This is a genomic window from Bordetella genomosp. 4 (genome assembly GCF_002261185.1).
Classification (GTDB): Bacteria; Pseudomonadota; Gammaproteobacteria; order Burkholderiales; family Burkholderiaceae_B; genus Bordetella_A.
This window is the reverse complement of record NZ_NEVQ01000019.1, coordinates 115,133-142,068: the sequence shown is the minus strand read 5'-3', so window position 1 is coordinate 142,068 and position 26,936 is coordinate 115,133. Positions and strand designations below refer to the sequence as shown.

Annotated in this window: 26 protein-coding genes; 15 read left to right on the top strand and 11 right to left on the bottom strand. The window is 59.3% G+C overall.

Annotation, left to right across the window (positions count from 1 at the left end):
• The first annotated feature begins 94 nt into the window (after nt 1-94).
• On the top strand, nt 95-502 hold the full coding sequence (locus CAL20_RS19305; protein ID WP_094822634.1) for an Hsp20/alpha crystallin family protein: 408 nt from the start codon (nt 95-97) through the stop codon (nt 500-502).
• A complete protein-coding gene (gene lon, locus CAL20_RS19300; protein ID WP_094838677.1) occupies nt 499-2,853 on the top strand; it encodes an endopeptidase La in 2,355 nt (784 codons plus the stop codon). Before CAL20_RS19305 ends, lon begins: the two co-directional genes overlap by 4 nt.
• A 73-nt stretch (nt 2,854-2,926) precedes the next feature.
• Here lon and sodC read toward each other — a convergent pair whose 3' ends face one another.
• Together sodC and CAL20_RS19290 are read right to left on the bottom strand one after the other, a co-directional pair.
• A complete protein-coding gene (gene sodC, locus CAL20_RS19295) occupies nt 2,927-3,457 on the bottom strand; it encodes a superoxide dismutase family protein (RefSeq protein ID WP_094822632.1) in 531 nt (176 codons plus the stop codon).
• 157 nt (nt 3,458-3,614) lie between these two features.
• Nucleotides 3,615-4,085, bottom strand: coding sequence for a GNAT family acetyltransferase (locus tag CAL20_RS19290; RefSeq protein WP_094838676.1), 471 nt, complete (start codon nt 4,083-4,085; stop codon nt 3,615-3,617).
• Nucleotides 4,086-4,408: 323 nt separating this feature from the next.
• Between CAL20_RS19290 and CAL20_RS19285 the strand changes: the two genes are divergently transcribed.
• The 5 genes from CAL20_RS19285 to CAL20_RS19265 all read left to right on the top strand — a co-directional run bounded on the left by CAL20_RS19285 (nt 4,409) and on the right by CAL20_RS19265 (nt 7,425).
• A complete protein-coding gene (locus CAL20_RS19285; protein WP_094822630.1) occupies nt 4,409-5,068 on the top strand; it encodes a thiopurine S-methyltransferase in 660 nt (219 codons plus the stop codon).
• A 3-nt stretch (nt 5,069-5,071) separates the two neighbouring features.
• Nucleotides 5,072-5,479 carry a DUF488 domain-containing protein gene (locus CAL20_RS19280; protein WP_094822629.1) on the top strand — a complete coding sequence of 136 codons (408 nt, stop codon included), beginning with the start codon at nt 5,072-5,074 and terminating at the stop codon, nt 5,477-5,479.
• A 121-nt stretch (nt 5,480-5,600) separates the two neighbouring features.
• Nucleotides 5,601-6,236 (top strand): hypothetical protein, encoded by a 636-nt coding sequence (locus tag CAL20_RS19275; protein ID WP_143277084.1) that lies wholly within the window; start codon nt 5,601-5,603, stop codon nt 6,234-6,236.
• Nucleotides 6,233-6,823 (top strand): hypothetical protein, encoded by a 591-nt coding sequence (locus CAL20_RS19270; RefSeq protein WP_094838674.1) that lies wholly within the window; start codon nt 6,233-6,235, stop codon nt 6,821-6,823. The genes CAL20_RS19275 and CAL20_RS19270 overlap by 4 nt, the downstream gene beginning before the upstream one ends.
• Entirely contained in the window at nt 6,820-7,425 is a 606-nt protein-coding gene (locus tag CAL20_RS19265) for a hypothetical protein (protein WP_094838673.1), read from the top strand. Before CAL20_RS19270 ends, CAL20_RS19265 begins: the two co-directional genes overlap by 4 nt.
• Here the strand turns inward: CAL20_RS19265 and CAL20_RS19260 are convergent.
• Together CAL20_RS19260 and CAL20_RS19255 are read right to left on the bottom strand one after the other, a co-directional pair.
• Nucleotides 7,416-9,482, bottom strand: coding sequence for a TonB-dependent siderophore receptor (locus CAL20_RS19260; RefSeq protein ID WP_179266703.1), 2,067 nt, complete (start codon nt 9,480-9,482; stop codon nt 7,416-7,418). The genes CAL20_RS19265 and CAL20_RS19260 overlap by 10 nt on opposite strands.
• A gap of 191 nt (nt 9,483-9,673) precedes the next feature.
• Nucleotides 9,674-10,981 carry a hypothetical protein gene (locus CAL20_RS19255; protein ID WP_094838671.1) on the bottom strand — a complete coding sequence of 436 codons (1,308 nt, stop codon included), beginning with the start codon at nt 10,979-10,981 and terminating at the stop codon, nt 9,674-9,676.
• A 395-nt stretch (nt 10,982-11,376) separates the two neighbouring features.
• On the opposite strand from CAL20_RS19255, the gene CAL20_RS19250 reads away from it, so the two are divergent.
• From CAL20_RS19250 to CAL20_RS19225, 6 genes are read left to right on the top strand one after another with little or no spacing between them, the layout of a single operon-like run.
• Nucleotides 11,377-15,135 (top strand): nitrate reductase subunit alpha, encoded by a 3,759-nt coding sequence (locus CAL20_RS19250; protein ID WP_094838670.1) that lies wholly within the window; start codon nt 11,377-11,379, stop codon nt 15,133-15,135.
• Between the two features lie 16 nt (nt 15,136-15,151).
• Nucleotides 15,152-16,702, top strand: a complete 1,551-nt coding sequence (narH, locus tag CAL20_RS19245; RefSeq protein ID WP_094838669.1) for a nitrate reductase subunit beta — start codon at nt 15,152-15,154, stop codon at nt 16,700-16,702.
• A gap of 8 nt (nt 16,703-16,710) precedes the next feature.
• Complete coding sequence (gene narJ, locus CAL20_RS19240) at nt 16,711-17,424, top strand: nitrate reductase molybdenum cofactor assembly chaperone (protein ID WP_094838668.1); 714 nt, start codon at nt 16,711-16,713, stop codon at nt 17,422-17,424.
• Nucleotides 17,425-17,434: 10 nt separating this feature from the next.
• Nucleotides 17,435-18,121: a respiratory nitrate reductase subunit gamma gene (narI, locus tag CAL20_RS19235; protein ID WP_094838667.1), complete on the top strand. Its 687-nt coding sequence runs from the start codon at nt 17,435-17,437 to the stop codon at nt 18,119-18,121.
• A 12-nt stretch (nt 18,122-18,133) separates the two neighbouring features.
• Nucleotides 18,134-18,880: a peptidylprolyl isomerase gene (locus CAL20_RS19230; protein WP_094838666.1), complete on the top strand. Its 747-nt coding sequence runs from the start codon at nt 18,134-18,136 to the stop codon at nt 18,878-18,880.
• A 50-nt stretch (nt 18,881-18,930) separates the two neighbouring features.
• Nucleotides 18,931-20,175 (top strand): MFS transporter, encoded by a 1,245-nt coding sequence (locus CAL20_RS19225; RefSeq protein WP_094838665.1) that lies wholly within the window; start codon nt 18,931-18,933, stop codon nt 20,173-20,175.
• Between the two features lie 94 nt (nt 20,176-20,269).
• Here the strand turns inward: CAL20_RS19225 and CAL20_RS19220 are convergent, their stop codons facing one another.
• Nucleotides 20,270-20,920 carry an HD domain-containing protein gene (locus tag CAL20_RS19220; RefSeq protein WP_094838664.1) on the bottom strand — a complete coding sequence of 217 codons (651 nt, stop codon included), beginning with the start codon at nt 20,918-20,920 and terminating at the stop codon, nt 20,270-20,272.
• Nucleotides 20,921-21,035: 115 nt separating this feature from the next.
• Between CAL20_RS19220 and CAL20_RS19215 the strand changes: the two genes are divergently transcribed.
• Nucleotides 21,036-21,605, top strand: a complete 570-nt coding sequence (locus CAL20_RS19215) for a TetR/AcrR family transcriptional regulator (RefSeq protein ID WP_094822616.1) — start codon at nt 21,036-21,038, stop codon at nt 21,603-21,605.
• A 153-nt stretch (nt 21,606-21,758) separates the two neighbouring features.
• Here CAL20_RS19215 and CAL20_RS19210 read toward each other — a convergent pair whose 3' ends face one another.
• From CAL20_RS19210 to CAL20_RS19185, 6 genes are all read right to left on the bottom strand, one after another.
• On the bottom strand, nt 21,759-22,322 hold the full coding sequence (locus CAL20_RS19210) for a TetR/AcrR family transcriptional regulator (RefSeq protein ID WP_373558312.1): 564 nt from the start codon (nt 22,320-22,322) through the stop codon (nt 21,759-21,761).
• A gap of 123 nt (nt 22,323-22,445) precedes the next feature.
• A complete protein-coding gene (locus CAL20_RS19205) occupies nt 22,446-22,781 on the bottom strand; it encodes a DUF4148 domain-containing protein (protein ID WP_094822614.1) in 336 nt (111 codons plus the stop codon).
• Nucleotides 22,782-22,839: 58 nt separating this feature from the next.
• A complete protein-coding gene (locus CAL20_RS19200; RefSeq protein ID WP_094822613.1) occupies nt 22,840-23,157 on the bottom strand; it encodes a DUF4148 domain-containing protein in 318 nt (105 codons plus the stop codon).
• A 62-nt stretch (nt 23,158-23,219) separates the two neighbouring features.
• A complete protein-coding gene (locus tag CAL20_RS19195) occupies nt 23,220-23,537 on the bottom strand; it encodes a DUF4148 domain-containing protein (RefSeq protein WP_094822612.1) in 318 nt (105 codons plus the stop codon).
• A 331-nt stretch (nt 23,538-23,868) separates the two neighbouring features.
• Entirely contained in the window at nt 23,869-24,609 is a 741-nt protein-coding gene (locus CAL20_RS19190) for an aspartate/glutamate racemase family protein (RefSeq protein ID WP_094838663.1), read from the bottom strand.
• 27 nt (nt 24,610-24,636) lie between these two features.
• On the bottom strand, nt 24,637-25,905 hold the full coding sequence (locus CAL20_RS19185; RefSeq protein ID WP_094838662.1) for an NAD(P)/FAD-dependent oxidoreductase: 1,269 nt from the start codon (nt 25,903-25,905) through the stop codon (nt 24,637-24,639).
• Nucleotides 25,906-26,078: 173 nt separating this feature from the next.
• Here CAL20_RS19185 and CAL20_RS19180 point away from each other — a divergent pair, with 173 nt between their 5' ends.
• Nucleotides 26,079-26,933, top strand: a complete 855-nt coding sequence (locus CAL20_RS19180; protein WP_094822609.1) for a transporter substrate-binding domain-containing protein — start codon at nt 26,079-26,081, stop codon at nt 26,931-26,933.
• Nucleotides 26,934-26,936: the final 3 nt, after the last annotated feature.

Below are 26,936 nucleotides of genomic sequence, written 5' to 3'. Positions count from 1 at the left end.
GTTGAGCCGCGCGGCTTGATCGCGATTCGCCCCGACCGGCTTGAAATACGCCAACTCGCCGCTACCTACCTAGTATGGTTAAGAGGGCAAGCTCATGAGATCGCGAGATTTTTCATCCTGGATCTGGGGCGATGCACTATCGCTGCTAGAACACGCGGAACGCCTGCATCGACAATTGCTGCGCGCAGGCCCCGCGGATGCGCCCCACTGGGAACCTCCGGTGGACATTATCGAAACTGCTACTGCCGTCATGGTCTATGTGGCGTTGCCGGGTGTGCCGTCTGACACGCTCGTGGTGGCGTTCGATCCTGGCGGCATCACGGTGTCGGGCGTGCGTCCGATGCCGTGTGCGGCCAATGCCCGTATTCACCGATTCGAAATTCCCTATGGCCGTTTCCGCCGGCGCATCGCGTTGCCGCTGCATGCGCTGGAACCCGAATCCTCTACCTTGGCAGATGGCTGCCTGGTTTTGACGCTGAACAAAGTAAGGGAGGCTCCATGAGCGACACCCGCATTCTGCCCGACGACGCACGCATCATCATTCCGTTGCGCGACGCGGTGCTATTTCCCGGCGTACTGTCGCCAGTGACAGTGCGGCGCGAGTCTTCTATCGCTGCGGCCCAAGAGGCCGTGAAAACCGAGCGCCCCGTCGGGTTCCTCTTGCAGCGCGATCCGTCCAAGAACGATGTCGGGCCGAATGACCTTTGCTGGGTGGGCACCGAAGGGCCTATCGCCCGGTACATCACGGGCCAGGAAGGTGCGCATCATCTGCTGGTGCAGGGACAGTCGCGTTTTCGCGTGCTGGAGTTCCTGGAAGGATGGCCGTACATGGTGGCCCGTGTCGCCGAGGTCGCCGAGGCCGAGGCGCAGGACAGCCAGGTCGAGGCCCGTTTCCTGCAATTGAAAGAGCAGGCGATCGAGGCCATTGCGCTGTTGCCCAATGTGCCCGATGAGTTGGCAGGCGTCGTGCGCAGCATCGAGTCGCCCGGGTTGCTGGCCGATATGGTCACGCACATGATCGATATCAAGCCCGAACAGAAACAGGACATCCTGGAAACGTTCGACTTGTCGCGCCGTCTGGACAAATCCATCGAACTGCTGTCCGGGCGCGTCGAGGTATTGCGGCTGTCCAAAGAGATCGGCGACCGTACCCGCGCACAATTCGATGAGCGTCAGCGCGAGACGGTGCTGCGCGAGCAGCTGCGCCAGATTCAGAAAGAGCTGGGCGAGGTTGATGACAGCGCGGCGGAAGTCGCACGCCTGAAAGAAAGCATTGAGGCTGCCGGCATGCCCGACGAGGTGCTGAGCCACGCTCGCAAGGAACTGGGCCGTCTGCAACGCATGGGCGAGGCCAGTGGCGAGTCGGCCATGCTGCGCACTTATCTGGAGTGGTTGACCGAGCTGCCGTGGAAACAGTCGCCGCAGCCGCCCATCGACCTGGCCGAAGCGCGCAAAATCCTGGACGAAGACCATTTCGGCCTGGACAAGATCAAGCGTCGTATTCTGGAATACCTGGCGGTGCGCAAACTCAATCCGCAGGGCCGCAGCCCGATTCTGTGTTTTGCCGGCCCTCCGGGTGTGGGCAAGACCTCGCTGGGGCAGTCCATCGCGCGGGCCACAGGGCGCGCCTTTCAGCGGGTAGCCTTGGGTGGTGTGCATGACGAGGCGGAAATCCGCGGCCATCGTCGCACCTATCTGGGCGCCTTGCCGGGCAACATCATCCAGGCGATGCGGCGTGCGGGCACGAATAATGCGGTCGTGATGCTGGACGAGATCGACAAGCTCGGCGCCGGTGGATTTCATGGCGATCCGGGCAGTGCGCTGCTAGAGGTGCTGGATCCCGAGCAGAATCACAAATTCCGCGACAACTACCTGGGCGTGGATTTCGATCTGTCGCACGTGATGTTCATTTGCACGGCAAACATGCTGGACACCATTCCGGGTCCGCTGCGTGATCGTATGGAAATCATTCAACTTCCTGGCTATACGGAAGAAGAAAAAATCCAGATCGCACGCCGGTATCTGGTCGCGCGCCAGTTGGAGGCCAATGGGCTCAAGCCCGAGCAAGCCGAACTGACGGATGCCGCCTTGTCCTCCATCGTGGGCGATTACACCCGCGAGGCGGGCGTGCGTCAGCTCGAGCGCGAGGTGGGTGCCGCGCTGCGCCACGCTGCCATGCAGATTGCAGAGGGCAAGACCGAGCATATCGTGATCGACGCTCCCGATCTGCCTGCAATCCTGGGCGCCCATCGTTTCGAGAATGAAGTCGCCTTGCGCACCAGCGTGCCAGGCGTGGCCACAGGCTTGGCCTGGACGCCGGTGGGCGGGGATATCCTGTTCATCGAGGCAAGCAAGACGCCGGGCTCGGGCCGCCTGATCTTGACAGGGCAGTTGGGTGACGTGATGAAGGAGTCCGCGCAGACTGCGTTGACGCTGGCCAAAATCTGGAGCGGTGATTCGCTGGAGAAAATCGACGTGCATATCCACGTCCCGGCAGGTGCCACGCCCAAAGACGGTCCTAGCGCGGGCGTTGCCATGTTCCTGGCCTTGGCCTCGCTGCTATCGGGCAGGCCAGTGCGTTCGGATATCGCGATGACCGGTGAAGTCAGCCTGCGAGGCCTGGTATTGCCTATTGGCGGCATAAAGGAAAAGACCCTGGCCGCATTGCGTGCGGGGATCACGACGGTGATGATCCCGAGACGCAATGAAAAGGATCTGGACGATGTGCCCGCCGAAGCACGCCAGAAACTGAAGTTCCTGTTGCTCGATCGGATAGAGGATGCGATCCGGTATGCAATCGATGGGCAGGAAACTCAGGCGCCGGTGGCGGAGCCCCAGGCGGCAGCGGGCTAGTGGGAATGATCGCCGCGGCAGACTCCTGCTGGAGTTTTCCGCGGCGAACGATTGCGTTACGCGTTACCGGCGATTATTTCGGGATAACGCCGCAGGCGATACGGCCCGCACCGCCGCCCAGCGGTTTGGGATGATCGCTGTGATTGTCGCCGCCTGCATGCACCATCAACGCACGGCCCTGGACTTCTGACAGTTTCAGGCGCGGAGCCAGCACTGGTGTGGTCGCTGTGCCATCTGCACCGACATAGAGCGCAGGCAGATCGCCGCGGTGGCCGCCATCGTCCCAGGGCGTGCTATGTTTTTTAGTGCCATCGGGGTCGTAATGCCCACCGGCGCCGCCTGCAGGCACGGTCTTGCCGTCTTGCTGCGTGGCATCGCAACTGCCTTTGTCGTGCACATGAAATCCATGCACGCCCGGCGGCAGGTCTTTGAGGTTGGGCGTCAGCACCAGGCCGTACTTGCTATCGGCCAGGCTGACGGAGCCAATTTCCTGGCCCGGGCCTTTATCCGTGGCCTGGTGGAGCGGTACCGTGACATCGGCATAGGCGTTTGCCGCCAGACCGAGTAATCCTGCCAGTAACGTGACCTTCAGATGACGCTTCATAACTCCTCCGGATGACGTATTCGGGCGTGGAAAGCTGTGCGCCCGAATTCTGTAAAACCAATAGGGCAAGTGACTAGCGTACACATTTAGTGCGAGCGGCGGCAAGCCGAAAAATGCAGCAAGAACTCAACTTGCGATACAGACGAACGCGTAGCCGCTAGGCGCCAGGGGCCGTCGCAGTCGTCGGCATGGGGGCCATATCTGGTATGAGTCGTTTCCCCAAGCTGATGACATCATCCTGTTTGAAAGCCAGCTTTTCATAGAACGTCACCACTGCCGTATTGCCACCACGTACGAGCAGATTGATCTTGGGGCAGCCCAGGGCAAGCAGCCGCTGCTCGATTTCCTGCATCAATGCTGCGGCGTAGCCGCGCCGCTGATAATCAGGCGCGACAGCCAGATAATTCACCCAGCCACGATGGCCGTCATAACCGCCCATGACAGCAGCCACGATGGTATCGTCCACAGTGCCCACCAGAAACATTTCGGGTTGCACAGTGAGCTTGCGAGCGATGTCTCTATACGGGTCATTCCACGGCCGCGTCAGGCCGCAGGCGGTCCATAATTGCACGACGGCGTCTGCATCAATGGGTTGAAACGTCCGGATTGAAAATTCGACGGGATTCACACTTTGTTCCTTCAAGGTTGAAAAAACAAAGGCCAATTCGAATACCCCGAGGCGAGGAAGGCAATACACAACAAAAAGGCCACGCGGTATCGTGGCCTTTGGGGGAAACACCAATCACGGTGCTGGGACAAGACAAAGCCACTCAACGAAATCGTCGAGTCGTTCGTCGCGAATGCAGATCGCAGAAGCAGGCGTATGTGTTGTCCATGGATAAGAGCATACCGGACGATTGTCGTTTGCGAAAGCCCGAGGCGGGAGGAGTCGCACCGCGTTTGTTTCTACAATAATATCCATATCGATAATACCTGGAGCAGAGGCATCGGATGGACGCAGAATTTTGGCTGGAACGCTGGCGTGACGGGCGTACGCATTTTCATCAGACACGCGTGACGCCGTTGTTGGCGAAGTATTGGCCTGCGCTGGAATTGCCGGCAGGGTGCAAAGTGCTGGTGCCGTTGAGCGGGAAATCGCTGGATATGGTGTGGCTGGCCGAGCAGGGGCACCAGGTATTGGGCGTTGAATTGTCATCGCTGGCCGTAGAGCAGTTCTTTGCGGAAAACAATCTGACGCCCACGGTACGCGACGCGGACCAGGGGCGGTATTACGCTGCTGGCAAGATCGAGATTTATTGCGGCGATATTTTTTCGTTGGGGGCGGATGTGCTCGGTGAATGCGTGGGCGCCTATGATCGCGCGGCACTGGTGGCGCTGCCTGAGGATATGCGCGGACGCTATGCGAAGCATGTCTATGGGCAGTTATCCGACGCGTATCGTGGTTTGTTGATTACCCTGGACTACGATCAAAGCCAGATGGAAGGCCCGCCATTCTCGGTCGGCGACGACGAGGTCCAGGCGATCTATGCCGGTCACTCGGATGCGGCCTTGATCGATCGGCGCGATATTCTGGACAAAGAACCGAAATTCAAAGAGCGTGGCCTGGCGAAATTGGATACGCTGGTATATCGGTTGCAGCGGCGGAGGTGATTCGTGAGCGTTCGCATCGTGCGATTGGGTTCCCCACGCCTGGAGGGTGAGGGGCTGCGTATCGGAACGGTGCGACGTCCGCCGCGCGGCGTGCCCAAGGCCGAGTTCGCCAGCCGTAATTATTACGATGTCTGGTTGCCTACGCTGTCGCCCAGTCCAGAGCTGGTCACGCAAGCCCTAGCCGTCACAACGGACGCGCAATGGCGCACGGTCGCCCGCAAGATGCACGCCGAGCTGAATCATGGCGATGCGGCCAAGGTACTCGATGTGTTGGCGGCGCTGTCGGCGACGACGGATTTCTCCGTCGGGTGCTATTGCGAGCACGAAAATCGCTGCCATCGCAGTGTGTTGCGCCAGCTGCTCGCTGATCGAGGTGCGGTGTTCGCCGAGGACACTACTGCACGCTCGTGATGCGGCGGAAATAATGCTGTACGTATAGAAACAAAACTGCAAGATTCTCCTGCGCCGCGGGCGGCTACGATTTCGGACTTTCGGCAACACCCAATCTACGCACGTTGATACGGGAGCGCGGATGCGTCCAGCACTCGGAAAGCTCAAAACCCGGATTGCCACTGGGGTGGGTTCTACCGTGGCGGTCTGCACGGCAACGGTCTACACCATCATGGGTGCGGGGACCGTTGCGCCCGTGACGCAGTATGAAGCAGGCGCGCAAATCGATGCGGGCCGATGGCAAGTGGTGCCGCATCGCGCCTGGGTCAGCAAAGCAGAACGAGTCTATGGGGTACGGCTGCAGCCGGGGCAACAGGCCCTGGTCGTGGAAGTCGATTTGAATAATCGCTCGGCATCTTCGAGCCGTGCGTATAACGACACGCTCAAACCCAAATGGCCCGCGGGCGCCAAACCCGAAAATCCTGATGTGGCGCTATTGCGCGACTCGAAGATGATTCCTTTGCTGCATCCCGGTATGCCTGAACGCGTGGCCTATGTCTGGGTATTGTCCGGCTCGGTGTCGTTGCCGGAAAAAATGCCGATAGAGGTTATCGCCAAGACCTATAAACCTGTCGATAACCTCTATGGCACCCCGTTGTGGACGAACCCTAAAGTGATCGGGCAATTCACGTTGCCGTTGGACCCCGCCCCAGCACCTGCCACGAGTACACCCGCTGCCGCGCCGTCGGCTGCCGGCGCTACGGAGCGAGCCTCGTGAAGCGGCGCTTGGCGACATTGGCGCTGATCCTGATCGCCGCTGCCGTATTGTTCGCGATGCAGCGCACCACGCCGCGCTATGATGAATTGACGGGGGCGATCCCGGTGCGTGCCGGCATGCACGAGACGGCATCGACCCGGCTATTCGATATCGAGGTGCAGCGCGTGCAATTTGCCCGGAAAATCGCGTATCGGTATATCGGCAAAGACGTGGTGCTCACGACGTCGGGTTTGTGGGCGATTGTGACTGCCTCCCTCACGGCGCGTTCGGAATCGATGTCCATCACGAGAGGTTTTTGGGACGGACCACAGGGGCTGCGCTACGAGCAATCCGATCGCGCCGTGAACCCGCCGCACATGACTCCCATCAGGTTGGATCCGGGCCTGTCCACATTCGGGCGGTTTCTGTTCGAGATCCGGCCAGACCAGGTGGGCGATGCGACCTTGGTCGTGTGGCCGTCAGGGCTGCCGCCGCGCCTGGATGCCGAGGCCCATATCGCATTGGACGACTTGCCTCGGGCGGCCGATGGTGCGTTGGAAGTCGCAGATCTCGTTTCTCTCAATCGGCTGGACGGAGCCCAACCATGAACGGGCGCAGCGACAGTCCGCTGGATGCCGACGAAAAGCGCTGGCGCCGCCGCAGTCTTTATGCGTTGATCGTGCTGTTGCCCCTGCTTATCGGTGTGTCCGCCTATGAGTCGATCAGTGCATGGTGGGTGAGTCGGGATCGTCTGGCACAAGATGTCGCTGTCAACGGCAGCGGTGATTTCGGTGGCTCGCAATGGAAACTGAGCAAATTCCGTATGGTGCCGGTCCCCGCCGGTAAAGACATTCCCGAGGGGGCCATGGGGATGTTGGCCGAATTCGAGGTACAAGTGCAAGACGCGGATCTGGCCAAGAACTGGCGCGGATGCACGATTTCCCTCGAAAGTCCCGATGGCCGGCGTTGGGCGCCGACTGAAGCCATGCGCTTGCCTCGCTCGGAAGCGCGGCCTTGCACGACGACGATCTATATGTCGGGCGCAAAGACCGGCTCTATCGTGCGTGTGCGCGAGGCGTTTCTCGCGCCGCGCGATGTGGCCGACTCGCTCCGAGTCGTGGTGACGCTGCAGCCGCAGCAACCGCGCTACCTACGCTTCGCGCAACCGCCACAGTTGATGCAGGTCAAACCGCCGGATAATCAGAAATAGACCTGGGCATTCAGGCTGACCGTGCGCGACGGCGAGGGCAGGATGCTGTTTTCTCCCACGTAATACCAGTAGCGGCGATTGGTCAGGTTATCGATGGCAGCGCGCAGCACCACGTTTTTGGTGGCGATTCGCGTACGGTATACGGCGCCCAGATCCACGGTGTAATAGCTGGGCACGGTCAGATTATTGGCCGAATCGAGATTGGACGATCCCACGTATTTCACGCCGGCAGCGACGCTGAGCCCCGGCAGGGCGGGCAGGGCATAGGTGACTTGACCCGATGCGATAAAGCGCGCGGAGCCCGGCAAACGATTGCCCTCCAAGGCGGCATTGCCCGTCTGGTATTTCGCGCTCAGCCACATGGCGTTGGCCTGCAGATCCCAATCGCGCGCCACGCGGACATTGCCGGCCAGTTCCAGCCCTTGAATGCGTCCCTCGCCATCCTGCACATATTCATTGGCGTTGTTCACGTAGCCGGTTCCGCGTTCGATGCGGAACAGCGCCGCGGAGGCGCCCCAATCGCTTTGCGCCGTTTTGATGCCGAATTCGTACTGCTTGCTCTTGAGCGGTGCCAGGGTGGCGCCCGCATTTGCATACTGACTGCCCACTGTGCTGCCCTGTTCCAAGGACTCTACATAGCTGGCGTACACCGTGGTTCCTGCAGCCGGCTTGTACATCAACGCGAAAGTCGGTGTGAGAGGATGTTTTTTGTAGGCTTCGCCTGCAACGCCTGCGGCATTGATACTGTGCTGCCGGTACGAGATATAACGCGCACCGGCCAATAGCGACCAATGCTCGCCTATGCTGATCGTATCGCTGGCAAACAAGGCATCCTGCTCGTATTCTGCGCCCCGGTACATTTGGGGCGTCCGCGATCCGGTGTAGGGGGAAGGACGTGCACCGTCATAGAGGTTGCCGTAGCCGATCGACCCGTAAAAGCTATTTGAATTGAAATCATTGGCCTGCGTCTGCGTCGCTGCGCCCAGCACTACCTCATGCGTCAGAAAACCGGTAGCGAATTGGCCTTGGACCATGGCTTGCAACTGATTAAATCGGTACGCATTTTTCTGATCGTACATATAGTCGTCATAGTCGCCTGCCTCGTTCAGCAGATTCAGCGTTTCTTCTTTGTAGGTACGAATCGCCTGACTGAAACTGTAGTCCACCGACGCTGTCCACGTTGGAGCAAACTTCCATTGCAGTCCCGTTTTGGCGAACTTGCTGACTGCGTGATAGCCGCTGCCATCGGTCGACAATTGCGTACGGCCGCTGATGGTGTCCGGCAGGCCGTTGCCGGTATATCGCGCAGCCGGTAGCGCGACCGCCTGCACAGTGCCGTCGGTCTCGCGGTCTTGATACAGGCCTTCGAACGTCCACAGCAGATCCGGCGTCAGCCGCAAGTCCAGCGCCAGCGAGAACGAGTCGCGGTTGATACTGCCATCGTTATAGGTATCGCCTTGTTCGTGCGTGTAGTTCAGGCGGTAGCCCAGACGCTTGTCCGGCCCCACTCGTCCGCCCATATCCACATGTTCTTGAAAAATGCTGTCTGACCGATAGCCCACATCGACGCTGGCCAGAAAGTCTTCGGTCGGCTTTTTCGTGACGTAGTTGACGATGCCTCCCGGTGATCCGAATCCGTACATAAAGCCGCCGGGACCTTTCAATAGGTCCACGCGTTCGAACTGTTCCAGCGGGAGCTCCACGCCATAGTTGACGATGGACATGCCGTCGATTTTGTAGCTGTTGAACGCATCCAGCTGCAGGCCACGCACCACCAACGTCGAGGGACGGCTGTTGTAGCTATTGCCCACCGCAATCACACTGGCGTCGCGCGCGAAGACTTCGCCTAATGATGACACCTGGCGGTCGGCCAGCGCCTCTTCGCCGACCGACGTGATGGAAAACGGCGTGTTCAACGCATTGCGCGTCCCCAATGCGCCGTTGGATACGGGCGCGGTGGCTAGACCGTTCTCGCCGTCATCGGCGCCGTGGACGATGACGGGCGCCAATGTCGTGGTGTCAGCGTCTTGCGCAACGAGCGGCAGGGGAATCAGCATACTGGCGCCGAGGACAACGGGGAGCAGCTTTCGAGGACCGGCGTGGCACATGAGAATTCTTCTTAGATAGACGACCGGCTTGGATATTATCTAATTATGATTCTCATTTCCATTCATGTTTTTTCGAGTTGTTGTTTTCAAGACAAGAGGAGACCCCTGGCGACAGACCCTCGGGGGATTGCCAAAAGCAATCAGGCAGCTTGTCCGGCAGGAGACGAAGGCGATGCGGGGGATGCGTTGCGTCGCAGAGGTTGGGCAAACGCTGTTTCCAGAATCGCCACCAGAAAACATATCCGCAACGGTTCGATCAAAATGCCTGTGGACGAATCCCGAAACGGGCTGCCAAGCAACAAGGATAAGCCCTGGGCAGCGACCTGCGCCGAGTCGATATCCAGCGGCCCGATCAGGCGGCCGCCGATGATCCATAACTGAGCGCTGCACCAGTCAATCAGGCGATAGCCCACAATCAAGGTGATCAGCAGCAGCACGCCGGCATTCAATGTCAGCCGCACGCTATTGGCGACCGGCAGATAACGCGACCGGTATCCGCCGATGAAGTGCGCGAGGAAATCCCGCAAGAATTTCGGAATGGCCTGATAGCGTTCGCCGAAACGTTCGATGCGGCGATGGGATCGCAGCAGCTCTTGATCATTGCGCACGTCATAGCCGTAAACCAAGGCGGTCATCACTAACCAGACCGCCGGTAGCAAGGCATAGAAAAACAAGCTCACCAGCATTTTCCCTGGGGTATTGCCCAGTTCTTCGACAGGAATGGGCGGGCCGTTATCTGCGGCTGCCGCCCAGGCGGTGGCAATCGGCGTGAGCAATACGTTCAGGAAGGACAGCAGGTTTTCCCACACGGAATGGGTCGCAATCCAGGCCCAGAGCTGGTCTTTCCAGCGGCTGATGACATACAGGCCGACCAGGATCCAGTTCGTCTCACAGATCACCACGACGATCTGCCAGAAGGGGCGTCCCGTCGCTTTCTGACATCGCAGTGCCAGCTTGCGCACCAGCCACGAGATGGCGACCGAAATCAATAGCCAGCGCGAATCCAGGGCATCCAGAATCATGCCGTGTTGTCCCATCGGGTCCAGGCTGAGCGCGAGACGAGAGTATTGCCTCACGGTATCGCCCAGGAATCCCCAGGCGGCGTAGTAGGCAAAAAAGGGCAGCAAGGCCACGGACACGGCGGACAGAAATCGGCGTGAGTTCGGGTCTGGCTCGGCATCGCCACGCGCTGCGTCCTGGGCGGCTCGTATCGCAGGCAGGCCGGGCAGCAACACCTGGAACATCGTCACGGTGACTACCAATTGGGCCAGGGCCACGAGCGTCAACACCGCCAGGCCGGCCATATGGTTTGCGAATCCGGTATGGACCGCCAAGCGCAGCAGGAGCGCGTGAGCCAGGCTGCCGATCAGTACCAGGGCGACCAATTGCGGCCAAAAGCGCCGCCATAGGCGAAAGGTCAGTGCAAACGGTGCGGTGATCCCTTGCATGCCGGTTCCTCGCTCTGCGGAGCCGGAAGCTTAGCAAGCCCTCACTGCGCCAGGCTGTATCTTTTTTGATCGGAATGTTAGGGCCGCCGCGCATTAAATGCCGCGCGCTTGATCTTTATCAATCTTTTCAATGGCCAATACCGGAATCAAGCCGGGCCGGGCTTTATCGTAGCTCGTTGCCCAGAAAGCGATAATTCGGCAAATAATGATGATTCTTATTAAATATTTCGAATCTTGACGTCATTTATCGTAAACAGTACGGTAGTAACGTTTTGCATGCAGCTTGATCGTCGATAAGGAAGTTTCGATGGCATTTCTCTCGTGCAGACGCGTTCGGCCGCCACCCTAGCTTCTGAGCATGTTGTTGCTATCCCAATAACGCCAGGAGCCTGCCAGTGAGCTATTTCGTCGATCGCCTCAAATACTTTACGCGCGCCAAAGAGTCCTTTTCGGACGGCCACGGCGCTGTGGTCCACGAAGACCGCGGCTGGGAAAAAGCCTATCGGGATCGCTGGCAGCATGACAAGATCGTACGCTCGACGCATGGCGTGAATTGCACGGGCTCCTGTTCGTGGAAGATCTACGTCAAGGGCGGCATCGTGACGTGGGAAACCCAGCAGACGGACTATCCCCGTACCCGTGCCGACATGCCGAACCATGAACCGCGCGGTTGTTCTCGCGGTGCATCCTATTCCTGGTATCTGTATAGCGCGAACCGCATCAAATATCCCATGTTGCGCGGGCGCCTGGCCCGGCTGTGGCGCGAGGCCCGCAAGACGATGGCGCCCTTGGCGGCGTGGGAGCATATCTGTACGACACCAGGCCTCGCGGATGATTACAAGCGCGTGCGCGGGTTGGGAGGCTTTGTCCGGGCCACCTGGGACGAGGTCAACGAGTTGGTTGCGGCAGCCAACGTCTACACGATCAAGCGTTATGGGCCGGATCGCATCATCGGGTTTTCGCCTATCCCCGCCATGTCGATGGTGTCGTTTTCTGCGGGCAGTCGATATCTATCGATGCTGGGCGGCACGATTCTGAGTTTCTACGATTGGTATTGCGATCTGCCTCCCGCCAGCCCCCAGACCTGGGGCGAGCAAACAGACGTGGCCGAATCCGCGGATTGGTATAACTCCAGCTTCATCATGATGTGGGGTTCGAATGTGCCCCAGACGCGCACGCCGGATGCGCATTTCATGGTCGAGGCGCGATACCGCGGCGCAAAGATCGTGTCGATTTTCCCCGACTATGCCGAGGGCGCGAAATTCGGCGATGTGTGGCTGCATCCCAAGCAGGGGACCGACGCCGCACTGGCGCTGGCCATGGGGCATGTGATTCTCAAAGAGTTTCACCTCGAGGGAAAGAGCGAGTATTTCCGCGAGTACTGCAGGCAGTATTCCGATATGCCGTTCCTGGTGCGACTGGTGCGCCAAGGTACGCGCTATGTGCCCGAGCGTATGTTGCGCGCCTCGGATTTTGCAGATGGTCTGGGGCAGACCAATAATCCCGAATGGAAAACCGTAGCCTGCAATGACGCTACGGGCGACCTGGTCGCGCCGAATGGGTCGATAGGTTTTCGTTGGGGACAGAAAGAAGGCGGCGACCTGGGCAAATGGAATCTGGACGCCAAGGATGCGGACGGTAATCCGCTGACGCTGCGTCTGTCGCTGGTGGGCAGCCATGACGAGGTGGTGCCGGTGGCGTTTCCGTATTTTGGCGGGCGTCAGCACGATTATTTCCAGGGCACGGATCATCCCGAAGTGTTGGAACGCAACATGGCCGTGCGGCGAGTCCAGACCGTCGAGGGCGAGGTGTTGGCCGTGACGGTGTACGACCTATTGATGGCCAATTACGGACTGGATCGAGGTCTGGGGGGCGCGAACGTTGCGAGCTCGTACGACGATGACGTGCCGTATACCCCTGCGTGGCAAGAACGTATCACCGGCGTCAAACGTGAAGACGTCATTACGGTGGCGCGCCAGTTTGCCGAGACGGCGGACAAGACGCAGGGCAAGTCGATGGTGATCCTGGGAGCCGGCCTGAATCACTGGTATCACATGGACATGGCGTATCGCGGCATCATCAATTTAGTCGTGATGTGCGGCTGTGTGGGCAAATCGGGCGGCGGGTGGTGTCATTATGTAGGCCAAGAAAAGTTGCGGCCGCAGACGGGCTGGACGACCTTGGCCTTCGGCCTGGACTGGTGCCGTCCGCCGCGTCATATGAATGGCACGTCGTTTTTCTATGCGCACACGGATCAATGGCGTTATGAAAAACTGAAGGTTTCTGAAATTCTGTCGCCATTGGCCGAGGCTGAGGCTTTTCAGGGCGAGTTGATCGATTTCAATGTGCGCGCCGAACGCATGGGATGGCTGCCATCGGCGCCGCAGTTGCAGACCAATCCGCTGCAGGTGGCACGCGATGCGCGAGAGGCGGGGCAATCGCCTGCCGATTATGTCGTGCAGGCATTGCGCGATGGACGTCTAAAGCTGTCTTGCGAGGATCCCGATCATCCCGATAACTATCCGCGCAATATGTTCTTGTGGCGATCCAATTTGCTAGGCTCGTCAGGCAAGGGCCACGAGTATTTTCTCAAGCACTTGCTCGGGACAGAGCATGGCGTGCAGGGCAAGGATCTGGGCGAGACCGGCGGCGACAAGCCGCAAGAGGTCGCTTGGCATGACGAGGCGCCGCGCGGCAAACTGGATTTGCTGGTCACGCTGGATTTTCGCATGTCCACGACCTGTGTGTATTCCGACGTGGTGCTGCCTACGGCGACGTGGTACGAGAAGAACGATCTCAACACCTCGGATATGCACCCGTTCATCCATCCGTTCTCCGCAGCCGTGGATCCTGTCTGGGAATCCCGTAGCGATTGGGAAATCTACAAAGGCATTGCTCGTGCCTTTTCCCAGATTGCGCAGACGGAATTGCCGGCGTCGCAGGACGTGGTCTTGACGCCCATGCAGCACGATAGCCCGGCGGAGTTGGGCGATCCCTTTGGCGTCAAAGACTGGAAACAAGGCCAGGCCGATATGATTCCTGGCAAGACGATGCCGTCGATCTCGATCGTCGAGCGTAACTATCCCGATCTCTATAAGCAATTTACGTCGCTGGGACCGCTGACGCGCAAGCTGGGTGTCGGGGGCAAGGGCATCAATTGGCCTGCCGGCGACGAATGCGATCTGCTGGCAAAGCTGAACTATGCGGTGGAAGAAGCAGGCGTCAGTCAAGGCCTGCCTCGTCTGGATACCGATATCGACGCGGTCGAGACGATCCTGGCCTTGGCGCCCGAAACCAACGGTGAGGTCGCGGTCAAGGCATGGAAGGCCCTGTCGGTGATGACCGGCCGCGATCATACGCATCTGGCTTTGCCTCGCGAGCATGAAAAAATACGCTATCGCGATCTGCAAGCGCAGCCTCGCAAGATCATCTCGTCGCCGACTTGGTCAGGCGTAGAGTCGGATCACGTCAGCTACACCGCGGGCTATACCAATGTGCACGAGTTGATTCCGTGGCGTACGCTCACAGGCCGCCAGCAGCTGTATCAGGATCATCTCTGGATGCGCGCCTTTGGCGAGGCCTTGTGCGTATATCGGCCGCCGGTGGATACAAAATCCCTATCGTCCATGCTGGACGGCCGTCACGACAATGGCCATCCACAGGTGGTGCTGAACTTCATCACCCCGCACCAGAAATGGGGCATCCACTCGACCTACACCGACAACTTGATCATGTTGACGCTGTCGCGTGGCGGCCCGATCCTGTGGATGTCAGAGAAAGACGCCGCCACGGCCGGCCTGGTCGATAACGACTGGATCGAGGCCTACAACGAAAACGGGGCGCTAGTAGCCCGGGTGGTGGTGAGCCAACGGGTGCCCGAGGGCATGACCATGATGTACCACGCCCAGGAAAAAATCGTGAACATGCCGGGCTCGGAAATCACCGGTGCACGCGGCGGTATTCACAACTCGGTGACGCGCATTGTGCTCAAGCCCACCCACATGATCGGCGGGTATGCACAGCAGTCGTACGGTTTGAATTACTACGGCACGGTGGGATCGAACCGCGATGAGTTTGTGATTGTGCGCAAGATGCGCAAGATCGACTGGCTGGAAGGCGAGCATGCCGACCGTGCCGAAACTTCTCAAGCCTGAGCACTGGAGCAGGCTGATGAAAGTACGCGCGCAAATCGCCATGGTGCTGAATCTGGACAAGTGCATTGGCTGCCATACCTGTTCGGTGACATGCAAGAACGTGTGGACCTCACGCGAAGGCATGGAATACGCCTGGTTCAACAACGTCGAGACCAAGCCGGGCATAGGCTACCCCAAGGATTGGGAAAACCAGAAGCGCTGGAATGGCGGATGGAAACGGACGGCGTCAGGAAAAATCGAGCCGCGCCAGGGAGGCAAGCTGCGTTTGCTGTCGCATATTTTTGCGAACCCCAATCTGCCCGAGATCGACGACTATTACGAGCCTTTTACTTTTGACTATGATCATCTACAGAGTGCCCCCGAGCTGCGGGCGGCACCCACCGCGCGCCCTCGGTCGTTGATCACCGGGCAGCGCATGGAAAAGATCGAGTGGGGGCCGAACTGGGAGGAGATCCTGGGCGGCGAGTTTGCCAAACGGTCGCAGGACGTCAATTTTGAAGACGTGCAGAAGGATATTTACGGCCAGTTTGAAAATACCTTCATGATGTATTTGCCTCGCTTGTGCGAGCACTGCCTGAACCCGAGCTGCGTGGCCAGCTGCCCGTCGGGCTCGATCTACAAGCGCGAAGAGGACGGTATCGTGCTGGTCGATCAGGACAAATGCCGCGGCTGGCGCATGTGCGTGTCGGGCTGTCCTTACAAAAAGATCTACTACAACTGGCAAAGCGGCAAGGCCGAGAAGTGCATCTTCTGCTATCCGCGCATCGAGGCAGGCCAGCCTACAGTCTGTTCGGAGACCTGTGTGGGGCGCATACGCTATCTGGGCGTGCTGCTGTATGACGCCGACCGTATCGAGCAAGCCGCTGCCACCGAAGACGAGAAAGACCTCTACGAGGCTCAACTCAGCGTGTTTTTGGATCCCGAAGATCCCGCAGTGATTGCGCAAGCCCTGGCCGATGGCGTGCCTCAGGGGTGGCTGGATGCGGCACGGCATTCGCCTACCTACAAAATGGCGGTGCAATGGCGCATCGCATTCCCTCTGCACCCGGAATACCGCACGCTGCCGATGGTGTGGTACGTGCCGCCCTTGTCGCCAATTCAGGCGGCGGCCAATAGCGGCCACATCGGGGCGTTCGGTGATATCCCCGATGTGAAATCGCTGCGTATTCCCTTGCGTTATCTGGCCAATATGTTGACCGCGGGTGACGAGGTGCCGGTGGCTCTCGCGCTGGAACGTCTGCTGGCGATGCGGGCTTTCATGCGAGCGCGTACGGTCGACGGTCAGGAGCGTATCGATATCTTGCAGCAGGTAGGTCTCAGTACGCACGAGATCGAAGAGATGTATCGCTATCTGGCCATTGCCAATTATGAAGACCGGTTCGTGATTCCCACCTCGCATCGCGAGTATGCAGAAAACGCCTTTGACATGCGGGGCGGCTGTGGATTTTCGTTCGGCAATGGCTGTTCGGATGGCGTGTCCGAGGGCAGTCTGTTTGGCAGCAAGCCGCGCGGTGATGCACAGAAAATGGTGTTCATGGAAGTGCAGCGCGACAAGGTATCGGGATAGGAGCCGTCATGACCATCGAGCATATCCAGGGGCGCGAATCATCGGCGCCGCCAGTATCGGTGTATCGCGTACTGTCGGCGTTGTTGGCGTACCCCGATCAGGCGTTGTTGGCTGCCGTGCCTGAACTGCAGACCAGTGTGACAGCGTGGCAGCGCCAGCAGTTGACGCCTTTGTTTGATATGTTGAGCAGCGCGGACGATTTGATCGATCTGCAGGAACAATATGTGTCGACGTTTGACCGGAGGCCTGCTCACTCCCTGCATTTGTTTGAACACATTCACGGTCAATCGCGCGATCGCGGGCAGGCGATGGTCGATTTGCGTGATGAGTATTTGCGCCATGGATTGATATTGGAGACCTCGGAATTGCCGGATTATGTGCCGCTGTTCCTGGAGTTTCTCGGGCAGATCCCTGCCGAGAAAGCCTCCGCATTGCTGGGGGATGCGATTCATGTGCTGGTGCGCATCGGCGACAAGCTGACGCAGTACGGCAGCCCCTATGCAGCGGTGTTCACCGTATTGCGCGCGCTGACCTCTGCTGTGCCGCAGCCCTTGCCAGACCCCGCGCCAGAGGAACTGGATGAGTCCATGATCACGTTCGGGCCGGACGCTGACGGTTCCGAGCCCGCGCTGCGGGCGCGTACGCAAACGGCACAGCCCGTGCATTTTTACGAAACGGACCCTCGGCGCGCACGGGCTGTGTCCGGTTCTGCTTCGTCATAAGGAGACCCGCATGTCTGCCTATCTGCATCATTTCTTTTTTGCGGTGTACCCCTATATTGCGCTGGCCATCTTTTTGTTTGGCAGCCTGGCTCGGTTCGAGCGTGACCAGTACACGTGGAAGAGCGATTCCAGCCAATTGTTGAAACGAGGCGCGTTGCGTTGGGGCAGCAACCTGTTTCACATCGGCATCCTGTCCCTGTTCTTTACGCATCTGTTCGGATTGTTGACGCCGCCCGCGGTATATCACGCATTGGGTCTTTCCACCGAACTGAAACAACTGATGGCCGTCGTCGTCGGGGCCATTCTGGGGCTGATCTGCCTGGCCGGCTTGTTGATTTTGATCTATAGAAGGATGTCCGAGCCGCGCTTGAGAGCGACCTCGCGCGTTTCAGATTGGGTGACGCTCATCTGGATCTTGATCGTACTGTCGCTGGGACTGTTGTCCATTTTGACCTCGGCCGAGCACAAGGATGGATCCTTGATGTTGTTGCTGGGCGATTGGGCACAGCGGATCGTGACCTTTCGTGCCGGGGCTGCCGAGGTGATGGTGGGCGTGCCATGGGTGTATCAGGTGCATATGGTGCTGGGCATGACCTTGTTCCTGATCTTTCCGTTCACACGTTTGGTGCACGTCTGGAGCGGTTTTGCATCAGTGGGATATCTGACCCGCGCATGGCAGCTCGTGCGTTCGCGTTAAGAGGAAGAAAACATGATCGTCGTGAACGGCGTTTCTATCAGCGATGCCCAGATACAGGCAGAAGTGGCGCGGCATCAGAACGACGCTGATCCGGTGCAGCGCGCAGGCCATGAGCTGGTCTTCCGCGAGTTGCTGTTGCAGCGCGCTCGGGAATTGGGATTGGCGCAGGACGGTGACGATGCCGCGATACAGGCAGTATTGGCCGCCGAGGTAAAAACGCCCGTCGCGGACGAGGCCAGTTGCCGCCGCTACTATGAGCAGAATGCGGATCGCTTCGTCAGCGGTGCGCTGGTCGAGGTGTGGCACATCCTGTTCCAACTCACGCCGCGCGTGGATCCACAGCGCCTGCGCGCCCGCGCGGGCGAGGTGTTGCAGGAGTTGCATCGAGCGCCGCCAGACGCCTTCGCAGATTACGCGCGGCAGTATTCGAATTGCCTGTCCGCTCAAGAAGGAGGGCGGCTGGGGGATATCGGACGCGGCGAGACCTTGCCCGAGTTCGAAGAAACGGTGTTCGCCATGCCGGCGCATACCTTGTTGAATCGTCTGGTGCAGACGCGCCATGGTTTTCATATCGTGCGTACCGGGCGCAAGGTCGACGGTTCGCTCATGACTTTTGAAGCGGTCCACGAGCGTATTGCCGCCTGGTTGGCACAGGCCTCCGAGCGCCGCGCGACGCACCAGTATCTGCAGTGGCTGGTAGGGCAGGCCCGCATCGAGGGCGTAGATATCGCCGGTGCTGATTCTCCGCTGTTGCAGTAGGCACCACTCAATCGATCGTGATGTGAAACCTATCGAACAGGAATAACGCGATGAGCAACCATCCACGTGCCTATCCGGTGTTGTACAGCAGTACGTTTGCGTTCATGGTGTGCTTTGTGGTGTGGATGATGTTCGGAGTACTGGGCATCCGCATTCGCGAGGAATTGGGGCTGAATGCGTTCGAGTTCGGGCTGCTTACTTCTACACCTGTATTGACCGGCGCCATCTTCCGTTTGCCGCTAGGCATGTGGACAGATCGATTCGGCGGCCGCATCGTGATGACGGTATTGCTGTTGGGCTGTGCGATTCCGGTCTATCTGGTCAGCTATGCGCAGGCCCTGTGGCAGTTTTTGGTGATTGGCTTGTTTTTAGGGCTGGTCGGGGCATCTTTCGCTGTGGGGACACCATACGTTTCGCGCTTTTTCTCGGCCGATCGCAAGGGCTTTGCCATGGGGTTCTTTGGCGCGGGTACCGTTGGGGCTGCGGTTAATTTATTCGTGACGCCGGTGTTGCTGGAGGCATACGGCTGGCGCATGGTGCCGAAGATTTATGCGGTTGCTTTGCTGGCGACTGCGGTGATGTTCTGGTTTGTGGCGGCACCCGATCCCGGCGCCGGGAAAACCGGCGGCAAACTGCTCGAGCAATTCAAAATACTGAAGAATCCCCGCGTGTGGCGTTATTGCCAATACTATTCGATCACTTTTGGCGGCTTTACCGCGCTGTCGTTGTGGATCCCGCAATATTTTCAGGGCGAGTACGGACTGACATTGGTGGCGGCGTCCGCGCTGGCCGCGGGCTTTTCCCTGCCTGGCGCGGTGTTGCGCGCGGTGGGCGGCGGCCTGGCCGATCGTTTCGGTGCGCACAAAATGACGTGGTGGTGCCTATGGGTGGCTTGGATGGCCTTGTTTGTCCTGTCTTACCCGGATACGACATTGACGATCAAGACCTTGAACGGTCCGGCGTCATTTCATCTTTATTTACCCGTGTGGTTGTTCACGTTACTGCTCTTTGTGCTGGGCGCGATGTTTGCCTTTGGCATGGCCTCGACCTTTAAATACGTGGCCGATGATTTTCCTGAGAACATGGGTGTCGTCACGGGGATCGTGGGGCTGGCCGGCGGCTTGGGCGGCTTTCTATTGCCGCTGATGTTTGGCGTGTTGGCCGAACTCGTGCCGATCCGCTCCAGTTGTTTCATGCTGCTCTACGGCATCGTGTGGGTGTCGTTGATCGTGATGTATATCTCGGAGGTCAAGAAAGTACAGCTGTCCGGGGATGTGGTGACCGAGCCCAAATAGCGGCAGCAATCGAAAGGATGCCGAGTTAAAAATATTGGATGTTCAGGATGAGCACGCGGCCGTTGCTCGCTGAGCAACGGCGCTCAAAGGCGAGTTACTCCGCCGGACTCCACTCGTGCACGAACGTATCGCGAAAACCCCTCAGCCACGCCAGGCGGGCCTCGGCCATCGCGCGTGCAGCCGCGGTATGCATGGTCGGGGGCAGTGTCGCGAGTTTGGCTTCGATGTGATCCAAGGCGTAGGCGCGATCGTCCAGAGGACGCGTGCGAGCCAGAGGATCGTCGGGGTGAGCAAACGCCGAGCCCATGCGGCCAGCGGTATAAAACAGGCGAGCCAGACCGACGGCGCCCAAGGCATCGAGGCGGTCTGCGTCTTGCACGATCTTTGCCTCCAGCGTCGTGGGCGTAATGCCGGCCGAGAAGCTGTGTGCCTCGATGGCGTGGGCCACCGCATCGAGCTTGTCCGCCGGGAAATCGGTCTGAGCCAGGCGGTGGCGGGCCTCAAGCGCCGCCTGGCGCGAAGCCTGAGCGCGTTCGGGATGATTCTTGGGCAGGTTGACCAGATCGTGCAGATAGCAGGCGGTCAGCACCACCAGCGCGTCGGCCTCGGGATGGCTTTCCAGCAAGGTCCGGGCGACACGCCAGACGCGTTGCAGATGATTCAGGTCATGCGCGCCGTCGTCTTGGTTGTCTGAGACGGCAATGGCGGTTAAACGGGGAATCCAGGCGGCTAGGGTGTCTGACATCAGAGGAGATGAATGTAAATAATCGGCCGCCTTGTAGCGGATAAGACGACAATAAAGTCTAGGATACTCGCTTGCCTTGACCCCCGATCTACTAGTAGGTAACAATATCCCTACTATGAATACTGCTACCACCCGAGACCAACTTCTGGAACATGCCCAGTGCCTGATCAGGCGGCGGGGCTATAACGGTTTTAGCTACCGGGACCTGGCCGATCACGTGGGGGTGAAAACCGCCAGTATTCACTATTATTTCCCTGCCAAAGACGACCTGTTGATCGCCGTTATCGACAAGTATGCGGCGCAGGTCTATGCGATGTTGCACGGCATCGACAAGTCCCTGCCCGCCAATGAGCGGTTGGCGGGTTATGCCGCGCTATTCCGGGGCGGGCCCACCGACCAGATTTGTCTATGCGGCATGCTGGCGGCGGATTTTGCCTCGCTGTCGGATCGGGCACGGCAATCGGTGCAGGCGTTTTTCCGCATGCACGAGACCTGGCTGGCCGAGGTCGTCGCTGCCGGAATAGAGGACGGCTCGCTGAAATCCTGCGGCGATACGGCGGCTGATGGACGTTGGTTGTTTGCGGCGTTCCAGGGCGCGCTGATGGGCTCGCGTCTGTTTCAGGACCAGCAACGCCTGGATGATGTGATCACCGCTGTGTGCTGCAAACACGGCGTCGCTGCGTAGATGATTTTGTTGGGTCGGCCACGACCCTGCATCGCGCGGTGAAAGACTTGGGCCTGCGCACATTCGAGATCCCGTAATCGCGATGGGGCCTTAGTCTGCATCACGCAGCAAAAGGCCTGTGCTTGTGCACAGGCCTTGATTTCATACTCTGTGTCACGCCATCACTGCGGGCAAGAGATCGTCTACTCGCTCTGCGTTTTCAAACAGGCGAGCGCTGACCAGACTGCCCTGCAAGGCGGCATATAACGCGCGGGCCGATGCGCGCAGATCACCTGGCACGCGCAGGCTGCCTTCGCGGGCGCCTTGTTCCAACAGTTTGGTGAGCCAGGTTTCGTTCGCCGCGTAGAAATTCTGCAATGCTTGCCGTGCACAGCCGGGCAGGGCGCCGAGCTCCGCTGCCAACGCCGCACCCAGGCAGATGCGCTCGGTGCCGCAGAACGCGCGACGGTGCGCATCGACATAGGCTCGCAATTTCGCGTCGGCCCTCAACGCCGGATCGATCTCTTGTATGGCCTCATTCCAGCGCGATTGGTATTGCTGTACGACGGCCAGCAGCAGGTCTTCTTTCTGCGGAAAATAATAGTGGATGCTGGATGTCTTGATGCCGATCAGGTCGGCCAAGTCGCGGTAGCTGAAACCGTTGTAGCCGCGTTCCTGAATCAGACGCTGGGCATGTTGCACGATTTGTTCGCGGGTGTTTTCGGGTTTCATAGTCATGACGCTACCGGGTAGGTGTAGGGTTGATAGAAAAAGGGGCGGATAGGCTCCTCAAGTAACGGAATAAAGGCGGGCCGCCGTATGCAGGCAGGGCGGCGCCGCGGGACACAACATGTGCTGTCCTTAACCGCGGGACGAAGCATTCACGCCAGTGCTGGCCTGATAGTCGAGTTCGCCAAACGCATCGCTACCGTTATCGCGCGCGGCTTGAGCTTCGGCCTGTACTTCGGCGCGAGTGGGAACCGGGCCGGCGTTGTAGGCGGCAGGTTGCTCCAATTCGCCGAACGTCACTTGACCGGCTGCAGTCGCGGCCTGCAATTCAGCCTGGATCTGGGCGCGGCTGACCGTTCCGATGCTGCTTTGCACGGGCGGATAGTCCAACTCTCCCGAGGGTTCGCCAGCATAGGCAGCGCCCATCATGGTCATCGACAACATCACTGCGGATACGAGGGTTTTCATGATCATTCTCTTTTTAAAAAGTTTCTATCGCTAGAGATTTGGTTGGATCGACAGCTAATCAAGCGCCCGTGTTGGGGTAGCCTTCGCCGCCAAATGCGACAGGGCCGTGGGCGTTGGCTTCAACCGCTTCGGCGTGGACTTCGGCACGCGTCAGGTTGCTGTCGGCAACTTGCGTCACGGGCTCCTCGTTTTCGCCGTAGGTGATCTGGCCGGCAGCGCGAGCCTGTTGCAGTTCAGCGACGACTTGGGCGCGGGTCAGTTGGCTGGTCTGGGTGATGGTGGGCGGGTAGTCCAGTTCGCCAGAGGGCTCGGCAGCATAGGCAGCGGTGCCAACCAGGGAAGCAGAAATCAGCAGTACGGAAGCGATGGTTTTCATGATGGTTCTCTTTAAAAAAGCTATCTACTTATAGGTAGGTTTGTGGTCAAATAAAAAGTCGATCAGGCGCCGGTGTTGGGGTAGCCTTCGCCGTCGAATGCGACCGGGCCGTGGGCGTTGGCTTGAACGGCTTCGGCGTGGACTTGGGCGCGGGTGACGGTGCTGGCGGCTACTTGCGTAACGGGTTCGTCGATATCGCCAAAGGTGACTTGGCCAGCGGCACGGGCTTGTTGCAGTTCAGCGATGACTTGAGCGCGGGTCAATTGGCTGGTCTGGGTGATGGTGGGCGGATAGTCCAGTTCGCCAGAGGGTTCGGCAGCGTAGGCAGCGGTGCCAGCCAGGGAAGCAGAAATCAGCAGTACGGAAGCGATGGTTTTCATGATGGTTCTCTTTAAAGGTAAGTGTCTTTAAAACTATCTACTTATAGGTAGATGATGAGGGAAATAAAAACGCGCTTAGTGACTGCTCTATCGCGCGGTGGTTGGGGTGATTTGTTTACTGCCCAACCATGAGACGTATGTTATCTACTAGTAGGTAGGTGAGGCAAGCGGAAATTTGTGTCTTTCTGTTTCTTTGCTGGTGGGATATGCCCATCCGGCCACAGGCAGGGCAGTGGGAAGGATCTAAATGCGGGCGAGCAGGCTTGCGTTGATGTGGGAGCAAGCCTGCACGGGTCAGCCGCCCGCGCGCGGCGGCATGTTCTATGCGGTCTCAGGCAAACGCTCGGGGGCGTAGCCCCGCATGGAACCACGTAATCATTGAGTAGATATCGTAGACGGGCAATCCGAGCTCGGCTTGCAGCGCAGCCGCATACGGCGGCATGTTGGTGCATTCCAATACGATCGCGCCGACCTCAGGGTGTCGGCGCACCAGGTCCCTTCCAGCCTCCAGGATGTCTTGTTGTGCAAGATCGATATCCATGTCTTCTTTCTCGGCTTTGATGAGGACACGGAAGAATTCTTTGCCGTTCTCGGTGCCGGCGACGGGGATGTCAGCCGGGACGTTGACTGCTGCCAAGTGCGCGGGGGAGAGCGTGGATCCGCTGACAGTGACCAACCCTACGCGCTTGCCGGGAGGCAAGGTGGCTTGTACCCATGGCACTTGCATCATTGATGACGTGGCAACAGGGACGCCCAGCGCCTGTGAAAATTCTTGTTGAAAGAGGGCCAGGAAGCCGCAATTCGTGGTGATGGCTTCCGCGCCCAGATCGACCAGTTCCCGACCAGCCTCGATGAAGGCGTCCAATGTTCCGCGCGCGCCTTGCAAAACGACTTTTTCCGGACTGGCGCCGCGTACGACTCGGTACAGGACGGGGAATGGCCACGTCTGGCCATTGCCCATGTCGCCGAGAATGCGGGGAAAACGCGCATCCAGCATCAGGATGCCCAGCGGGGCGCCGTATAGCGATTTGCCGCCGCGGGCAATGCGGCCGGGTGAGGAAAGCGTGGACATGACGGGTTCCTTGAGGGAGGGGTGTGATCACGCGAAACGACGCGGACTGAATGGCTCTAGCGGAATCGTTGTGGCTTGGCCCTGCAGCAGTTGCACGACGAGTTCTCCTGTGCGGGCGGAACCGACCAGGCCGATGTGGCCGTGCCCGTACGCATGCACGATATCAGGGCTCGCCGAGGCCGCACCGATGCAAGGCAGGCCATCGGGCATACTGGGGCGGCATCCTTGCCAGTAGTCGATGCGTTCTTCGGCGGGCTTGGTTGGCAGTGCGGGGTAAATAGATACCAGCAGATCGCGCAGGATGTGAGCGCGCCGCCAGTCGGGTGGTGCGTCGACATCGGCGATTTCGACTTGCCCCGCGACTCGCAGGCCGCTTTCCATGTTGTTGATGACGACTTTGCAGTCGGCAAACATAGTGGATACGCGCGGCGCACCCTCTGGTTGTTTGATGACGGCGTGGTAGCCGCGTTCGGCCGCAAGCGGCACGCGGTCCCCTGCCAGGCGCGCGAGTTCGCGTGAGCGTATGCCGGTCGCGATGACAGCTTTGTCGCAGGGGATGTCGCCGTTGTCGGTGTGCACGGCCCGCAATTTTCCAGCTCGAATGTCAAAGCCGGTAGCGCGTGTCTGACGCAGATCGGCGCCGAGATGTTGGGCGAGCTGCACCAGAGCCGCGACATAGGCGCCAGGATTGCGGCAATGGCCAGTTTCAGGAACCAGTACGCCAAAGGTGTAGCGCGGGTGCAGATCGGGCTCCAGCGCGCGCAAGGCCTCGGTATTCAGTTCCTGCCATTGGATACCTTCGTTGCGGCGTATGTCCCATGCCCGGCGATCGGCGCGGAACTGCTGTTCCGACAAATACGCATGCAACAGGCCTCGCTGCTCGATGAGATGAGACACACCGGCCTGCTCGGCTAATGCTTGATGCAGGGCAGGCGCGCCTGCCAAGAGCGAGCGCAGAGCATGAGCGGTGCGTTCGACGCGCGGCCATGTCCAGGCCGAGGCCAGATAACGAGTCAGCCATGGGATGGCGCGCGGCAGATAGTTCCAGCGTATCGCCAATGGGCCCAACGGGTCTTTCAGCCACGTGGGAACCTGTTTCCAGACGCCAGGGGCGGCAGGGGGAAGAATGGAGTGCGACGATAGCCAGCCCGCATTGCCATAACTGGATGCCTGCGGGCCGCCGGGCGTGCCGGACTCGACCAAGGTGACCCGCATTCCCGCGTTCAGCGCTTGAACGGCGGTTGCTGCGCCGACCGCGCCGGCGCCAATGATGACGATGTGTTGATCTGTGCTCATTGAGATACCGGTTGATAAAGGGCGGCTCAAAGCCCCGGCCCTAGAGTGGGGAAAAGCATAACACTTGACTGTATACAAAACAATATTCAATATATGTGCACAGTTTGGTGTACAGAACATCACGCTTGCCGTGCCGATTCGGCGCATTTCAACGCATATACAAGGGGTAACAGATGAAGCGCAGAGAGTTGTTGAGTCATTCCGCCCTCATTGGCGCTGCCGCCATTGCCAGCGTCGGGGTACCCGCGCGTGCTTCGGCGCAGGCGGCGCCAGGTAATGAATCTACGTTGGATCGCGTCCGCAAGACGGGGATATTGCGCATGGGCGTGATCGTGGGGCAGGCGCCTTATTTCACCAAGAACCTGGCCGACGGCACGTGGTCGGGCGCGTGCTTGAGCATGGCCAACGACATCGCTAAAAAGCTCAATGCCAAGGTGGAAACCGTCGAAACCACCTGGGGCAATCAGATTCTGGATCTGCAGTCGAACAAGATCGATCTGGCGTTTGCTGTGAACCCCACGCCCGAAAGGGCGCTGATGGTGGATTTTGCGACGCCGATCCTGGTGCATTCCTTTACTGCGGTCACACGCAAGGGCTTCGCCAAGCCCGAGACCTGGAATGACTTGAATAAGCCCGAAGTCCGCATTTCGGTCGACATGGGTTCGGCGCATGAGTTGATTGCGCGCCGCTATGCGCCGAACGCCACGATTTTGTCGTTCAAGACGCGGGACGAGGCGGTGCTGGCGGTGGCGACGGGCCGCGCGGACTGCAATGTGGTGTTGGCGATTCTGGCGCTGCCCATGTTGAAGAAGAATCCGGCCTTGGCAGAGATCGCGATTCCCCGCCCCGTTTTGACGCTGCCGACCAACATCGCTGTTCGGTTGGACAACGACAAGCGCTGGCGGGATTTCTTGAGCGTCTGGGCGGATTACAACCGGTCCATGGCGCAAACGCGGGAATGGTTCCTGCAAGGCCTGGCGGAATTGGACGTCAAGGAAAGCGATATCCCGCCCGAAGTGCAATTCTGATCG

Coding starts and splice junctions, on each gene's coding strand:
- CAL20_RS19275 (WP_143277084.1), top strand. CDS start 5,601: ATGCGTCCAGCACTCGGAAAGCTCAAAACCCGGATTGCCACTGGGGTG.
- CAL20_RS19225 (WP_094838665.1), top strand. CDS start 18,931: ATGAGCAACCATCCACGTGCCTATCCGGTGTTGTACAGCAGTACGTTT.
- lon (WP_094838677.1), top strand. CDS start 499: ATGAGCGACACCCGCATTCTGCCCGACGACGCACGCATCATCATTCCG.
- CAL20_RS19190 (WP_094838663.1), bottom strand. CDS start 24,609: ATGTCCACGCTTTCCTCACCCGGCCGCATTGCCCGCGGCGGCAAATCG.
- CAL20_RS19195 (WP_094822612.1), bottom strand. CDS start 23,537: ATGAAAACCATCGCTTCCGTACTGCTGATTTCTGCTTCCCTGGCTGGC.
- CAL20_RS19265 (WP_094838673.1), top strand. CDS start 6,820: ATGAACGGGCGCAGCGACAGTCCGCTGGATGCCGACGAAAAGCGCTGG.
- CAL20_RS19205 (WP_094822614.1), bottom strand. CDS start 22,781: ATGAAAACCCTCGTATCCGCAGTGATGTTGTCGATGACCATGATGGGC.
- CAL20_RS19260 (WP_179266703.1), bottom strand. CDS start 9,482: ATGCTGATTCCCCTGCCGCTCGTTGCGCAAGACGCTGACACCACGACA.
- CAL20_RS19180 (WP_094822609.1), top strand. CDS start 26,079: ATGAAGCGCAGAGAGTTGTTGAGTCATTCCGCCCTCATTGGCGCTGCC.
- CAL20_RS19200 (WP_094822613.1), bottom strand. CDS start 23,157: ATGAAAACCATCGCTTCCGTACTGCTGATTTCTGCTTCCCTGGTTGGC.
- CAL20_RS19220 (WP_094838664.1), bottom strand. CDS start 20,920: ATGTCAGACACCCTAGCCGCCTGGATTCCCCGTTTAACCGCCATTGCC.
- CAL20_RS19230 (WP_094838666.1), top strand. CDS start 18,134: ATGATCGTCGTGAACGGCGTTTCTATCAGCGATGCCCAGATACAGGCA.
- CAL20_RS19185 (WP_094838662.1), bottom strand. CDS start 25,905: ATGAGCACAGATCAACACATCGTCATCATTGGCGCCGGCGCGGTCGGC.
- CAL20_RS19255 (WP_094838671.1), bottom strand. CDS start 10,981: ATGCAAGGGATCACCGCACCGTTTGCACTGACCTTTCGCCTATGGCGG.
- sodC (WP_094822632.1), bottom strand. CDS start 3,457: ATGAAGCGTCATCTGAAGGTCACGTTACTGGCAGGATTACTCGGTCTG.
- narH (WP_094838669.1), top strand. CDS start 15,152: ATGAAAGTACGCGCGCAAATCGCCATGGTGCTGAATCTGGACAAGTGC.
- narI (WP_094838667.1), top strand. CDS start 17,435: ATGTCTGCCTATCTGCATCATTTCTTTTTTGCGGTGTACCCCTATATT.
- narJ (WP_094838668.1), top strand. CDS start 16,711: ATGACCATCGAGCATATCCAGGGGCGCGAATCATCGGCGCCGCCAGTA.
- CAL20_RS19285 (WP_094822630.1), top strand. CDS start 4,409: ATGGACGCAGAATTTTGGCTGGAACGCTGGCGTGACGGGCGTACGCAT.
- CAL20_RS19210 (WP_373558312.1), bottom strand. CDS start 22,322: ATGACTATGAAACCCGAAAACACCCGCGAACAAATCGTGCAACATGCC.
- CAL20_RS19305 (WP_094822634.1), top strand. CDS start 95: ATGAGATCGCGAGATTTTTCATCCTGGATCTGGGGCGATGCACTATCG.
- CAL20_RS19215 (WP_094822616.1), top strand. CDS start 21,036: ATGAATACTGCTACCACCCGAGACCAACTTCTGGAACATGCCCAGTGC.